12 protein-coding genes are annotated in these 14,261 nt (G+C 63.4%); 7 read left to right on the top strand and 5 right to left on the bottom strand.

Going from position 1 to position 14,261, the window contains the following annotated elements; all coding sequences use genetic code 11:
- Window positions 1-11: 11 nt before the first annotated feature.
- Entirely contained in the window at window positions 12-1,202 is a 1,191-nt protein-coding gene (locus ACE3OA_RS06180) for a divergent polysaccharide deacetylase family protein (RefSeq protein ID WP_374308983.1), read from the bottom strand.
- 1 nt (window position 1,203) lies between these two features.
- The gene (locus ACE3OA_RS06175) at window positions 1,204-3,096 is read right to left on the bottom strand and encodes a hypothetical protein (protein ID WP_374308981.1); all 1,893 of its coding nucleotides are present in this window, start codon (window positions 3,094-3,096) and stop codon (window positions 1,204-1,206) included.
- Window positions 3,097-3,179: 83 nt separating this feature from the next.
- On the opposite strand from ACE3OA_RS06175, the gene ACE3OA_RS06170 reads away from it, so the two are divergent.
- The 5 genes from ACE3OA_RS06170 to glp are packed head-to-tail and all read left to right on the top strand — an operon-like array spanning window position 3,180 to window position 7,349.
- Entirely contained in the window at window positions 3,180-3,791 is a 612-nt protein-coding gene (locus ACE3OA_RS06170; RefSeq protein ID WP_374308979.1) for an aminodeoxychorismate/anthranilate synthase component II, read from the top strand.
- Entirely contained in the window at window positions 3,788-4,834 is a 1,047-nt protein-coding gene (gene trpD / locus ACE3OA_RS06165) for an anthranilate phosphoribosyltransferase (protein ID WP_374308977.1), read from the top strand. The genes ACE3OA_RS06170 and trpD overlap by 4 nt, the downstream gene beginning before the upstream one ends.
- Complete coding sequence (gene trpC / locus ACE3OA_RS06160) at window positions 4,831-5,655, top strand: indole-3-glycerol phosphate synthase TrpC (RefSeq protein ID WP_374308975.1); 825 nt, start codon at window positions 4,831-4,833, stop codon at window positions 5,653-5,655. The genes trpD and trpC overlap by 4 nt, the downstream gene beginning before the upstream one ends.
- Complete coding sequence (moaC, locus tag ACE3OA_RS06155) at window positions 5,656-6,132, top strand: cyclic pyranopterin monophosphate synthase MoaC (protein WP_374308973.1); 477 nt, start codon at window positions 5,656-5,658, stop codon at window positions 6,130-6,132. It begins immediately after the preceding gene.
- Window positions 6,132-7,349, top strand: a complete 1,218-nt coding sequence (gene glp, locus ACE3OA_RS06150; RefSeq protein ID WP_374308971.1) for a gephyrin-like molybdotransferase Glp — start codon at window positions 6,132-6,134, stop codon at window positions 7,347-7,349. The genes moaC and glp overlap by 1 nt, the downstream gene beginning before the upstream one ends.
- A 46-nt stretch (window positions 7,350-7,395) precedes the next feature.
- On the opposite strand, the gene ACE3OA_RS06145 is transcribed toward glp, so the two are convergent.
- On the bottom strand, window positions 7,396-7,809 hold the full coding sequence (locus ACE3OA_RS06145) for a lysozyme inhibitor LprI family protein (RefSeq protein ID WP_374308969.1): 414 nt from the start codon (window positions 7,807-7,809) through the stop codon (window positions 7,396-7,398).
- Between the two features lie 317 nt (window positions 7,810-8,126).
- On the opposite strand from ACE3OA_RS06145, the gene lexA reads away from it, so the two are divergent.
- Window positions 8,127-8,867: a transcriptional repressor LexA gene (lexA, locus tag ACE3OA_RS06140; RefSeq protein ID WP_374308967.1), complete on the top strand. Its 741-nt coding sequence runs from the start codon at window positions 8,127-8,129 to the stop codon at window positions 8,865-8,867.
- Here lexA and ACE3OA_RS06135 read toward each other — a convergent pair.
- Window positions 8,824-11,097 carry a ComEC/Rec2 family competence protein gene (locus tag ACE3OA_RS06135; RefSeq protein WP_374308965.1) on the bottom strand — a complete coding sequence of 758 codons (2,274 nt, stop codon included), beginning with the start codon at window positions 11,095-11,097 and terminating at the stop codon, window positions 8,824-8,826. The genes lexA and ACE3OA_RS06135 overlap by 44 nt on opposite strands.
- A 206-nt stretch (window positions 11,098-11,303) precedes the next feature.
- Here ACE3OA_RS06135 and gltX point away from each other — a divergent pair, with 206 nt between their 5' ends.
- The gene (gene gltX / locus ACE3OA_RS06130; RefSeq protein ID WP_374308963.1) at window positions 11,304-12,698 is read left to right on the top strand and encodes a glutamate--tRNA ligase; all 1,395 of its coding nucleotides are present in this window, start codon (window positions 11,304-11,306) and stop codon (window positions 12,696-12,698) included.
- Window positions 12,699-12,755: 57 nt separating this feature from the next.
- On the opposite strand, the gene gabD is transcribed toward gltX, so the two are convergent.
- Window positions 12,756-14,243: an NADP-dependent succinate-semialdehyde dehydrogenase gene (gene gabD, locus ACE3OA_RS06125; RefSeq protein ID WP_374308961.1), complete on the bottom strand. Its 1,488-nt coding sequence runs from the start codon at window positions 14,241-14,243 to the stop codon at window positions 12,756-12,758.
- Between the last annotated feature and the right edge of the window lie 18 nt (window positions 14,244-14,261).

The raw sequence follows: 14,261 nt of genomic DNA, 5'->3' as shown, positions 1-14,261 counted from the left end.
CCCACTCCTTGTCAGCCTGCGACACCCTCGCGCTTCTTGATGATGGTGGTCAAGGGCACGATGGCGAAACCACGCGCCTTGGCTTCCGGCAGCCATCTTTTCAGCACCGCGATCGTGGCTGGGTGGGGATGGCCGATGGCGACGGCATAGCCTTGCCTCCGCGCAATGGATTCCACCTCTGCCAACTGCCGCGCCACGGCCGCCTCGCTCATATCATCGTCCAGGAAGACGTCGCGGGCGATATGTGTGACGCCCATATCCGCCGCCAAGGCATCACCGACGCTGCCGGCAATGGTCTTCGAGTCGAGAAACAGCAGGCCGCGCTGCTTTGCTTCCGCCAGCACCACGCGCATGCCGGCGGCGTCCTGGGTGAAGCGGCTACCCATATGGTTATTGAAGCCGACATAGCCGCTGAGGCGCCCGAGCCCCCAATCGATCCGGCGCTGCAGTTCCGCGGTTTCCATACCGACATCGAGTGCGTTCGGGCCTGGATTGATCGACGCGTTCACCGGCTGCATCGGCATATGCACCATGATTTCATGCCCCTTGGCATGCGCCTCGCGCGCCAGTGCCGCCGCATTCTTGGCGTAGGTCATGATCGACAGAACGATCGGCGACGGCAGAGCGATCGCCATCTCCGCATGCTGTTGGGCGACACCGACATCGTCGAGCACAATACTGATCATCGGCCGATGGCCTGGATCTTTTGCCGCCACGGCATTCGCCAGCCACTGCGGCAGTTCGGGCTCCTTGTCACTTGGAGAGGGCAAGGCGGCGACCTGCGTCTCCACCGGCTGGTCTGCCGGCGGTGCCGTGACGCTGGCCGATTGATGTGCGCCCTCCTCTGCCGGTGCCGGTTGAGCCTCGGCGGCCGCGGATTTCGGTTCGACCGGCGGCACGACGGGAACCGGGGCAGCCGGCTTGCGATCGACGAAGTCGGGCTTTTTCGACAACTTGGCAGCGACTTCCGCAACCGCGGCTTTTCGCTCCGGCACTTTCAGCAGGGATGGCGCCAGGGCCGTGGCGGCAATGCCGAGGCCCAGGCCCAGCCCAATGCCGAGGGCGAATAGAAGGAAGCCGCCACGCCAGGTTCCAAGTCGCGCCAGACCGCGCTGCCAAGCCCCAGTTCCGGACCCGCGGCGCCGCGGCGCCCGGCCCGCCGGCGCCTTCTTGCGCTTCGCTGCTGGTTTGCGTTTTGCCATGTTACTCCTCATCGACCTCATTAGCGGTCGTGGGCATTGCGCGCAAGCTGAGCGAAGACAAGGCAAGAATCAGCACGACACCAACCTCATAGCTGCCGAGATCGCTGCGCGGTCCCAGCCAGAAAGGAGCCAGCGCCAGAAGCAAGGCAGCGGCATAAGCGATGATGGCATTGGTCAGCACCATCTGCCGGTGCCGCGCCGCCAGCAGCAACAAATCGACGATGACACGCGGATCGTGCCGCGTGATAGCCACGGCGGCCGATGGCACCTGCTCCATCATGCGCCGGCCGAAAGGAAGGAAGACGTCCTGCGACGACAGGTCCTCAGGTAACACGTCGGCGCTCACTACCAGCAGCGGCCCGCTTTCCTTGCGCAATTGGACGAGTTGCGCGCTGGCTTCCTCAGGCTTCTCCGAGACGACGCGGCCGATTTTGAGATGCTTGGCCAAGGCCAAATGCGCCGGATCATCGCGCCGCGCCAACCAGGCAGTCTCCAGCCCCAGACGCTTCAAATTCTTCACTGCCTCCACCGCACCGTTGACCGACGGCGCACCGAAGACGATCAGGCCGATGGCTTGGCGGGTTGCGGCAATTTCGGCAACCCAGCGGAGCCGTCGCCCCTGTTTGAGGGCATTTTCGGCCGCCTCATCGAGCGGCTTGCAGTCGATGCCATGGGCTTCAAGATACTCCCGGCACCCGACCAGGATCTCGCGGTTCTCCGTATGGGCGCTCATGCCCTCGCCGATGGTGCAACGGTATGATGCTGCTGGCTTCAGGCGCATGCGGTAGCCGACGGCGAAGTCCAGGATGGCGACGCCCCAGGGATCGTGTCCGGCCTGCGCCACGGAGGCTGCGCGGCGGATGAGGTCGGGTGCAGCGAGCCCCTCGATGCAATGCACCGAGATCATGCGCAGCCGGTCCGGCACCAGCACGCCGCGATGCCCGATGACCACGGCCCCGGCTTGGCGCAAGCGGTCGAGCACGGCGAGGTCCCTGATTTCGATACCGAGGCGGCGCGCCGCGGTGATCACCTCAGACGACGGGGCCGCGACGACAAGACCGAGGCCCAATGGTGCCGCCAGCGACAGCATTTGCAACCCTGTCATGATCGGATCGGTTACACTTCCGGCGAGCCATAAACGCCAGGCGATGGCGAGGAGAATTCCCGCCAGAACGGCACCCGCGACCCAAGCGAGCATGGTCGCCAACCGATCCTGCAAAGCCGCGCGCTTGCCGATTCTGCGCCGGGGTTGCCCGTCCTTGTGCAGTTCGATGGTCAAAGTGCCATCGCCGTTGCGGGCGCCCAGATGAACATGAGTCCCCGGCCTGACGATCGTCGGGAAAACGTCGTCCGATCCGACGGGATCCTGGATTTCGCTGAGCCCGTCGGTGACAACGCCGTCGGCGGGAATGAGATCCCCCGGAGCCACGATGACACGCCCGGCCGGCCCGTGGCGTATCGGCATAGGCTGCGTCCGGTTTGCGTTGCGCAGGATCATATCGCCCAGCATAGCGACCGAAAGCAGGCTGGCACCAAAGGCCGCATCGCGCCAGACAGGCAGCATCTGCTCCGCTCCTGCTGCTGGCGTCAGATGCCTGAAACGCCACAGGCTCAGGGCAAGGGCGGCACTGGCCCCGACGGCCAGCAGCAAATCGCCATCGACCTCAAATCGCAGCAGCTTGGCCCCGGCCCGGACGTAAACCGCGTAGCAGAAGAGGAACTGCACCACGGCCGCCAGAAGCAGTGGTGCCCACACATGGCCGAGTATCGGTTTCAGGGGAGATATGCCCCACCAAGTGCCGGTAAGCGCCAGCAGCAGCAAAGGTGCCAGAAACACGGGCAAGCGCAGGAAATCACCCCACGCCATATCGACCTGTTTGCCCAGCAACTGCATCCGACCTGCTGCCCCTCCGAATCTTCCGTTCCTGCGGCACCCCTGCTAAACTCGCGCAACCGTCGCGCCAGTGGATGCCTAAGATGTTCATACTAATCGATAATTACGACAGCTTCACCTACAACCTGTATCATTATCTGGGCGAGCTCGGCGCTGAGATCGAAGTCTATCGCAATGACCAGATCAGCGTGGCCGAGGTCATGGCCAAGGCGCCACAGGGAATCATCCTTTCGCCAGGCCCTTGCGATCCCGATCGGGCCGGTATCTGCCTCGATCTCATCAAGGCCGCCGCCGGCAAGATTCCGGTCCTCGGCGTCTGCCTCGGGCATCAGGCGATCGGCCAGGCCTTCGGCGGCAAGGTGGTCCGTGCGAACAAGCCGATGCATGGCAAGATGTCGCATGTGAACCACCACAATAAGAGTGTCTTCCAGGACATTCCGAACCACTTTGCCGCGACACGCTATCACTCGCTGGTGGTCGACCGCGCGACCCTTCCGCCGGAGCTCGAAATCACCGCCGAAACGGAAGACGGCACGATCATGGGTCTCGCCCACAAGACACTCCCCATCAGCGGCGTGCAATTTCATCCGGAAAGCATCGCTTCCGAATATGGGCACAAGTTGCTGGGCAATTTCCTGACCGCGGCCGGTCTCAACAAGCTCAACACGCCAGCCAGCGCGAAGGTCCTGCAGTGAACGCACCCACCGACCTCAAAGGCCTCATTGCCGTCGTCGCTCAAGGGAAGGCTCTTTCCCGCGCCGAAGCGGAGGCGGCCTTCAACATCATCATGACCGGCGAAGCCACACCGGCACAGATCGGCGGTTTCCTGATGGCGCTGCGCGTGCGCGGCGAAACCGTTGACGAGATCACCGGCGCCGTCAGCGTGATGCGCGAAAAGATGACGCGCATCCAGGCGCCACAGGGCGCGATCGATGTCTGCGGCACCGGCGGCGATGGCGCCGGCACGCTCAACATTTCGACAGCCGTCGCCTTTGTCTGTGCCGCGAGCGGCGTCACGGTCGCCAAGCACGGCAATAAGGCCGCGTCCTCCAAGAGCGGTGCTGCCGACATTCTCACCTCGCTCGGCGTCAACATCGACGCTGACATGAAGGTGCTGGAAAGCGCCCTGTTTGAGGTCGGCACCAGTTTCCTCTGGGCCCAGAAGCACCACAGCGCCATGCGCCATGTCGGCCCCGCGCGCGTCGAGCTGGGAACCCGGACCATCTTCAACCTGATGGGGCCGATGTCCAATCCGGCCAGCGTCAAGCGTCAGCTGATCGGCGTCTATGCCAAGCAATGGCTGAAGCCCATGGCAGAAACGCTGCGCGCGCTCGGTACCGAGCATGCCTGGCTGGTGCATGGCAGCGACGGGCTGGACGAGATCACCACCACCGGCCCCACCTTCGTCATTGAGTTGCGCGACGGCAATCTGCGTGAGTTTGAAATTTCGCCCGAGCAGTTCGGACTTTCGCGCAGCACGGCGGCGGAACTGAAGGGCGGCGATCCCGGTCAGAATGCCGAAGCCCTGCGCGGGCTCTTCGACGGTGCGGTCGGCCCATATCGCGACATCGTCCGCTTGAACGCCGCGGCAGCCTTGGTCGTCGCCGGCAAGGCCGCAGATATCCCGCAAGGCCTGACGCTGGCGGCCGATGCCCTCGATTCCGGCCGGGCGCGCGAAAAGCTCGAAGCACTGGTGCAGTTCACCACGGAAAATACCGGCGAGGCGGTCACGCCATGAGTGACGTGCTCACCCGCATCTGCAATGACAAGCGCAGGCATATTGCCGAGCGTGAAAGCCTGATCTCGCTGGCCGAGATTCGTCGCCGTGCCGAAGCCAGCCAGAAAAGCGATCCGCCGCGGGGTTTCCAGCGGCGTCTCGAAAAGACCGTCCAGGACGGTTATTTCGGCCTCATCGCGGAAATCAAGAAGGCCTCGCCCTCCAAGGGACTGATCCGCGCCGATTTCGACCCGGCGCTGCTCGCCAAAGCCTATCGCGCCGGCGGCGCCACCTGTCTCTCGGTATTGACCGATATGCCCTATTTCCAGGGCCACGATGCGTATCTGCAGGCGGCGCGCCAGGCGGTTGATCTGCCGGCCTTGCGCAAGGATTTCATGCTGACGCCCTATCAGATCTATGAATCGCGGGCGCTCGGGGCCGATTGCATTCTGCTCATCATGGCCTGCCTGGATGATGCTTTGGCAGCCGAACTTGAGGCGCTCGCCTTCTCCCTCGGCATGGATGCGTTGGTGGAAGTGCATGATGCGGCAGAAATGACCCGCGCGCTCAAGCTCAGATCCCGCCTGCTCGGGGTCAACAACCGCAATCTCAAGACCCTCGCCATCGACCTCGCCACCACCGAACAACTGGCGGCGATGGCGCCGAAGGACCGCCTGCTGGTAGCCGAAAGCGGGCTCTATGCCACGGCGGACCTTGAACGCATGAACCGGGTCGGCGCATCGATCTTCCTGGTCGGCGAAAGCCTGATGCGGCAGGCCGATGTCACAGCGGCAACCCGCGCCCTGCTGGGTGCACGCATGCCCGTTCATTCGGCGGCCTGAATGTCCGACCTCACGCATTTCGACGAGTTCGGCAACGCGCGCATGGTCGACGTATCCGAAAAGGATGCGACCGAACGTGTCGCCACCGCCAAGGGTGCCGTCTACATGGCGCCCGAGACACTGGCGCTGATCCGCGACCGCGGCGTCAAGAAGGGCGATGTGCTGACCGTGGCACAGCTTGCCGGCATCATGGGTGCCAAACGGACCCCCGACCTCATTCCCCTCTGCCATCCACTCGCCCTCACCTCGGTGAAGGTCGAGCTGCAATTGAACGCCGCGCGCAACGCGGTCGATATCACCGCAACCTGCAAGCTGGTGGGCAAGACCGGTGTGGAGATGGAGGCCTTGACCGCCGTCTCGGTCGCCGCCCTCACCGTCTACGACATGGTCAAGGCGGCGGATAAGAGCATGCGCATCGGCGACATCCGCCTGGTGCATAAGAGCGGCGGCAAATCCGGTATCTACGAGGCCCCCTGATGATTTCCGTCGAAGAAGCACTAGCGCGCATCCTTGGCGCATTCTCGCCGCTTGCGGGTGAACTGGTCGGCATCGATCGCGCCTTGGGCCGCGTACTCGCCGGCCCCGTCACGGCGCGCCTGTCGCAGCCGCCGGCCGCGGTCTCGGCCATGGACGGCTACGCCGTTCGCGCTGCCGACATTGCGAACCTTCCGGCAAAGCTCAAGGTAACAGGAACCATCGCCGCCGGCACCTCGCCGGATCGACCGGTCAAGGCCGGCGAAGCGGCGCGCATCTTCACCGGCGCCATCCTGCCCGAAGGTGCCGACACGGTCGTGATCCAGGAGAATTGCGACCGCGACGGCGACAATGTCAGCGTGCGCGAGGGCAGCAACGCACCGGGCCAGCATGTCCGTGCTGCCGGCAATGATTTTCGTGCCGGTGAAATCGGCCTCAACCCCGGACGCCTGTTGAGCGCGCGGGACATCGCCTTGGCGGCCGCGATGAACTGGCCGAACCTCACCGTGACCCGCCGGCCACGTGTCGCACTTCTCTCGACCGGTGACGAGTTGCAGCACCCGGGTGAGCCCCTGGGACCGGCGCAGATCATTGCCTCCAATGGCATCGGTCTGGCTGCGATGGTGACCGCCTGTGGTGGCGAGCCTATCAATCTCGGCATCGCCCGCGACAATCTTCCCGACCTATACCGAGCCCTCGACGGCGCGCGCGGCGCCGATATCCTCGTCACCACCGGAGGTGCGTCGGTCGGCGAACTCGACCTCATCCAGCAAGCGCTGAAAGACAAGGGCGCCAATCTCGATTTCTGGAAAATTGCCATGCGGCCGGGCAAGCCAGTCATGTTCGGAACCCTCGGCACACTTCCGATTTTAGGCCTGCCAGGAAATCCGGTTTCGGCCCTGGTCACGGCAACCCTCTTCCTGCGACCCGTCATCCAGCACCTGCTGGGCCAAAAGGGGATCGATACGCAGCCGGTTTTTGCGCGCCTCGGCATGGCGCTCAAGGCCAACGACCAGCGCCAGGACTATCTGCGCGCAACCCTCACCCGCGGCACCGATGGCGGCCTCATCGCCTCACCCTTCCCCAAGCAGGACAGCGCGATGCTCTCGCTCATCGCCAAAGCCGACGCCCTCATCATCCGCCCGCCGCATGCGCCGGCCGCGCATGAAGGTGATGTCACCGAAATCCTGCCGCTCAGCGGCGGGTGCTTGAGTATTTAGAATCTGTTCTGCGCACTGAGGCGACCGCGCTGCAAAGCTTCAGCGGCTAGTCCTTAAGTTTCGTTGTATCGCATTTGCCCGCTTGGCATTCCGCGACGCGGTCTTCGAAGAAGATCATGCGCTCCCGCGTCTCAGCAACGGCGCATTCCATGTCGACGAAATTGTCCTCGCCTTCCTGGCGGCTGCATTTGGCATTGCGCGCGCGAATCCAGGCAAGTTCGCTCTTCTTCAAGACCGTCCTTTCCTGCTTCGACAGCAGCTCATTGAGCGTGCCGTAGACCTTGTTAAGTTCGGTATCAGCGTCGATGTAGAGCTTTGAATAGCAATAGACGTCGTCGAAAGCGTTCTTCGGATCCTCGCAACCCGCATTTGCCTGGCCAGCCGACAATCCAAAAGTCAGGGCGACGGTGACAATGGCCAGGGCGCCGCAACATGATGCTAGGCGCTTGAAAAGACTCATTTCACGCTACTCCGCTGACAGCAGCCAGGACCGGCCGGTGGCGGGAGACTGTCAAAATGGCCGATGATTCTCAATCTGAGATTGTGGCAAGTCACAGGGGCCGTCGGTCGGGCCTATGGTTATCCACAGTAATCTCTTGACTTTATCATGAACCAAACTAGAACATATGTAGTTGTTGATCGTTTGTTCCCACCCCAGATGTCGGTTCTGCAACAGGAACGATGGGCGTCAGGGGACAATCGGTCGCTTTTGGAACCAGCCGAGCACCCGTTAGGGGATGGGTTTCGGCAGTACCTTTTTGAGGGGGTAGCGCGGGCATGTTGACCAGAAAACAGCGTGAATTGCTGCAATTTATCCAGGACCGTCTCGGCGAAACGGGTGTTTCGCCCTCTTTCGACGAAATGAAAGACGCGCTGGGCCTGAAGTCGAAATCCGGCGTCCATCGCCTGATCACGGGTCTTGAGGAGCGTGGCTTCATCCGCCGCCTGCCGCATCGCGCGCGTGCCCTTGAGGTGATGCGACTCGCTGAAGACCAGGTCGGCAGCAAGCCATCGGCATCGCCCATTTCGCCCGCCGCAGCGGAACGCGAACCGGCCCGTCGCGGCTTCACGCCGAGCGTCATCCAAGGCGACTTCACGCCGACCCTGCCGGGCGCCGTTGTGGCGCAGGCTGGGCAAACCGTGCAATTGCCGCTCTACGGCAAGATCGCTGCCGGTACGCCGATCGAGGCGCTGCGCGATCACAGCAATTCTGTCGACGTTCCGGCCGGCATGCTCGGCCGTGGCGAACATTACGCTCTCGCGGTCGAAGGCGATTCCATGATCGACGCCGGCATCCATGAGGGCGACACCGTCCTCATCGAACGCTGTGAGAATGCCGAGAACGGCACCATCGTCGTGGCCCTGGTCGACAATAACGAAGTCACCTTGAAGCGCCTGCGCCGCAAGGGCGATTCCATTGCGCTCGAACCCGCCAATCCCAATCACAAGACACGTATCTTCGGCCCCGACCGGGTCAAGATCCAGGGTCGTCTGATCGGCCTGATGCGCCAGTACTGATCCCACCTTCCTCCGGCGCAGCCTCGCCAAGGGGCTGCGCCGCTTTGGGAAATCGCTGCATCGTCCAGGGGCGTTCGCCTGTGTCGTTGGCGCGTGTCACGCTGAACGATCCATCGCGATTGATCGAGATGGCATGGGTTCCATGCCGCCAAAGATCAAAGAAATCGATCACGCGCTCGGCCGAAGGGCAGAAGGCCTCGACCGGCTCCAGGCTGATCACCAGCCGTGCCGTATGGCAGGCTGGTGCAGCCCCCGCTTCCGTCAAAGCGACCGCGACATAGCCCATACGCGTGTCGAACCGGCACCAATCCGCATTACAACTCCCCACGTCTGTAGCCGCGGGCTGTGCTAGTTCGGCCGAAGCATGCATCGCATCGATCCGTTGCTGGTGATTGCCGAGCACGGCGTCCGCAACGGACGGCTTGGGGAATGGCAAGCGCTTATCCTGCGCGTTCCGGCGCAGCCAGGTTTCGGCGGCAATCTTTCCAGCCCGCATGGAACTGAAACGGTACTGCCCGTCAGCGCCACGAATGGCAACAAGCCGGCTGCTCTGCCCACTTGCGAATGCAAGAATGTCCGGTGACCGGACTGTGAGCGGTGAGAGGCAACCCAGGCCAAAACAGGCAAGGCCCAGCCATTTCCAGTGCCCGACAACCAGGCAGAGCCAGATCAGGCCGAGGCTGGTCAGCAGCAGCCCGGCAATCGGCAGCGCCGGAATCAGCACCACGGCCCCTGGCCAGTCCGCCACCCAATGCGCGATCCAGATGATGAGGTCGCACCCCCAACCCATCGCAGCGAGCGGCCAGTGCTCAAGGCCCATTGGCATGGCGACCAGGGCGAGGACAGCCAATGGCATCACCCAGAAGCCGGTCAGCGGTACCGCCAGCATGTTGGCGGCGATACCGTAGAGCGTCAGCCGGTCGAAATGATAAGCCGCGAAGGGCGCTGTCATCAGGCTGGCGATGAGGCTGGTCAACATCAGCGTGCCGAGCCAGAGCGCCGTACGCTCAATAGCGCCGATGATACGCCCGGTAATATCCGGCGCTTCGCGGCCGACCCGCCGCAACGCCGCCAATTGCGCCCGGCCGCCATCAAACACTCGGATGAGGCCGAGCACGGCCGCAAAGGACATTTGAAAACTGGCGCCGACCAATGCTTCGGGAGCTATCAGCAGCACAACGATTGCGGCAAAAGCGATGACCCGCATCGAGATAGGCGAACGGTCGAGCAGGATGGCGCAGAAGAAAACGCCGGTCATGACCAGCGCCCGCTGCGTCGGCACGGGCATGCCGGCAAGACCTGCATAAAAAAATGCGCCAACAAGCGCCAGCACCGCCGCCCACTTCTTGATGTCGTAGCGGAGCGCGATCGGCGGAACCAGGGCGAGACCTGCGCGCAGACCAAAGAAGAAGATGCCCGCGGCAAGGCCAATATGGAGCCCCGATATAGAGGTGAGGTGCGCCAGCCCCGAATCCCGCATCGCCTGCACGTCATCGGCCCGCAAGGCGGTCTGGTTGCCAACGATGAGCGCCATCGCCATGGCGCCCGTCGCTTCCGGCAATTCCGCCTGAATGCGCCGACCGATGGTAAGTCGCAGGGCATCGAACCAGGCCAAGGTCGCGTCAACGGGCGCCATCCCGACGTCACGCTTCTCGATCTTCCCTGCGGGCTGAAGCGAAAAGCCGACGCCACCCAGACCCTCGAAATAAGCTTGGCGCCGGAAGTCGAATGCCCCCGGCTCCGCCGGCGGCGCCGGGGGCTGCAGGTCGGCGATGAGCTTGACCCAATCGCCAATCTGGATCGGTTCGGTCGTCTTGGCCAATTTGATCCGCACGCGCGCCGGCAGTGCGTCAGGGCCGAGGCGCCCGCTCTTTTCGCTGCTGATGTCGAGTTGGTCAAGAGTCACCCGCAAACTGCCCGGGTAGAGTTCGACCTCGATCACGCGGCCCGTCACCTCGGCCCGGTAGAGAGCGCGGCTGAGTTGCGGCGCCTTGACCAGTTCCGTGCGCAGGCAGACGACCGAAAAGCCGATGCTTGCGGCAAGCAGCCCGCCCCCCAGGACCAGCGCCAGCGGATGACGCCGGATGGCCGCCAACCCCAGGATAAGAATAGCCGCGACTGTGGGGCCGACCCAAAGCGACGGCTCCTGAGCCAGGGTGAAATAGAGGGCGATCCCGCTCCCCAGGGCGACGGCCGCCCAGCCGGGCCAGTTCGGCCGCTGCGCGGCCACGAACTCCTCAAACCTGTCCAGAAAACTGCCGGCTATCATGGGGACGACGTCGATAAGTTGAATATCTCTCCTAGCAGATCGCCTTGCCGCCGGGTAGCCTGAACTTCCTGGGCGTGAAGCTGGATTGCGCCGGAAGCATTGCCCGCAGCCGGCGTTTTCATGTTAGAAACCGTCCCAAAATCAACGCATAAACCGGACTCACCACCATGACCGTCGTTACTCGTTTCGCCCCGTCGCCCACCGGCTTCCTGCATATCGGCGGGGCGCGCACGGCCCTCTTCAACTGGCTTTATGCCCGTCATCATGGTGGCATCTTCCATCTGCGCATCGAAGACACCGACCGCGTGCGCTCGACCGAGGCGGCGATCGAAGCGATCATCGACGGCCTCAAATGGCTTGGCCTCGGCTGGGACGGTGAAATCGTCTATCAGTTCGCCCGCGCCCCGCGCCATGCCGAGGTCGCCCTGCAGCTCCTCGAAGCCGGCAAAGCCTATCGCTGCTATTGCTCGCCCGAGGAACTGGACGAGATGCGCAAGGCCGCTCAGGCCGCTGGCAAACCGATGAAATATGACGGCCGCTGGCGTGACCGTGACCCCAAGGACGCACCGGCCGGCGTGAAGCCCGTCATCCGCCTGAAAGCCCCGCAACAGGGTGAGACGGTCGTCGTCGACGGCGTGCAAGGCGAAGTGCGCGTTGCCAACGAACAACTCGACGACATGATCCTGCTGCGCTCGGACGGGACGCCGACCTACATGCTCTCCGTCGTAGTCGACGACCATGACATGGATATCACCCATGTCATCCGCGGCGACGATCACCTCACCAATACGTTCCGTCAGCGCCAGATCTATGATTCGATGGGCTGGGAAGCGCCCCATTTCAGCCATATCCCGCTGATCCACGGGCCAGACGGGGCAAAGCTGTCGAAGCGCCACGGCGCCCTGGGCGTCGAAGCCTATCGCGACATGGGCTATCTGCCGGAAGCCTTACGCAACTATCTGCTGCGTCTCGGCTGGGGGCATGGCGACGACGAAATCATCTCGACCGCGCAGGCAATCGAATGGTTCGAGCTCAGCGGCATCGGCCGCTCACCCTCGCGCTTCGATTTCGCCAAGCTCGACAATCTCAATGGCCATTACATGCGCCAGGCCGATGATGCCGAGCTCGCCAAGGCGGTCGCAGAGCGGCTGGGTAAGGTCAATGACGCGGCAGCGCTGGCCCTCCTCACCCGCGCCATGCCGGGCCTCAAGAGCCGTGCCAAGACGCTGAAGGATCTCGCCGAGAATGCCGGCTTCTATGTGCAGCAGCGCCCGCTGACCTTTGTCGACAAGGCCAAGGCCATGTTGGTGACGCCGGAGACGGTGGCCTTGATGCCGAAGATCATCGAGGCCTATGCCGCGGCAACCGATTGGCAGGCGGCGGCCCTTGAGGAAAAGGCGCGCGGTTTTGCCGAAGCTGCCGGCGTGAAACTCGGCGCGGTGGCGCAGCCCTTGCGCGCCGCCCTCACCGGTTCAACCCAGTCGCCGCCGATCTTCGAGGTGATGGAAATCCTCGGCAAGGCCGAGGCTATGGCGAGGCTCTCGGAAGCGCCGAAAGCCTGACGGCAAAGAAAAACCCCGCCCCAAGTGATTGGGGCGGGGTTCTTGCTTCGAGCCGGCTTAGATGCCGCCCATGCACATGTATTTGATTTCGAGGTAATCCTCGATCCCGTATTTCGAACCCTCGCGGCCATTGCCGGATTCCTTGACGCCGCCGAAGGGGGCGACTTCGCTCGAAATGATACCGGTATTGATGCCGACGATGCCGTACTCGACAGCTTCGGCCACGCGCCAGACACGGCCGAGGTCGCGGGCGTAGAAATAGGAAGCCAGGCCGAACTCGGTATCGTTGGCCATCTTGATCACCTCTTCTTCCGTCTTGAAGCGGAAGAGCGGCGCCAGCGGGCCGAAGGTTTCTTCCTTCGCCACCGCCATCTGCGGCGTGACGCCCGTGAGGATGGTCGGCTCGAAGAAGCTGCCGCCCAAGGTATGACGCTTGCCGCCCAAGGCCACCTTGGCGCCCTTGGCCACGGCATCGGCGATATGCTCCTCGACCTTGGCCACCGCCTTCATGTCGATGAGCGGACCCTGCTGCGTTTCGCCCTTGAGGCCATCGCCGATCTTCATCTTCGCGACAGCGGCCTTGAGCTTCTCGGCGAAGGCGTCATAGACGGCGTCCTGCACATAGATGCGGTTGGCGCAGACACAGGTCTGGCCGGTATTGCGGAACTTCGACATCATGGCGCCTTCGACCGCGGCATCAAGATCGGCGTCGTCGAAGACGATGAAGGGCGCATTGCCGCCCAGCTCCATCGAGGTCTTCTTCACCGTATCGGCGCACTGCTTCATGAGCAGCTTGCCGATCTCGGTCGAACCGGTGAAGGTCAGCTTGCGCACGATCGGGTTGCTGGTCATCTCGCCGCCGATTGCCGAGGCCGAGCCCGTCACGACATTGAGCACGCCGGCCGGGATGCCGGCACGCTCGGCCAGCACGGCGATCGCCAGGGTCGAGTACGGCGTCTGCGATGCCGGCTTCATGACGATCGGGCAGCCGGCGGCCATGGCCGGAGCCGCCTTGCGGGTGCCCATGGCGTTGGGGAAGTTCCACGGCGTGATGGCCGCTACGACGCCGACCGGTTCCTTGGTGACCACAATGCGCTTGTCGCCCTGATGCGGCGGAATGACGTCGCCGTAAATGCGCTTGGCCTCTTCGGCGAACCATTCGATATAGGCGGCGCCATAGGCGATCTCGCCCTTGGCTTCGGCGAGCGGCTTGCCCTGCTCGGCGGTGAGGATGATCGCCAGATCTTCCTGCGCCGCCATCATCAGGTTGAACCACTGGCGCAGGAGATTGGCCCGCTCCTTGGCCGTCTTCTTGCGCCAGGCACCCCAGGCGGCATTGGCCGCCTCGATCGCGCGCTTGGTTTCGGCTGCACCCATGTTCGGAATGGTGCCGATGATCTCGCCGGTCGCCGGATTGGTGACCTCGACTGTCTTGCCGGAATCAGCGTCGACCCACTGACCATTGATGTAGCATTGCTCGCGGAACAGGCCCTTATCCTTGATGGGCAGGACAAATTTCTGTGCCTTCATAGCGGCTTGCGTCATCGGAGAAATCCTTGCTGG

The sequence above is a fragment of the Dongia sp. genome (assembly GCF_041906375.1).
GTDB lineage: Bacteria > Pseudomonadota > Alphaproteobacteria > Dongiales > Dongiaceae > Dongia.
This window is presented reverse-complemented; position numbering and strand designations above follow the sequence as displayed.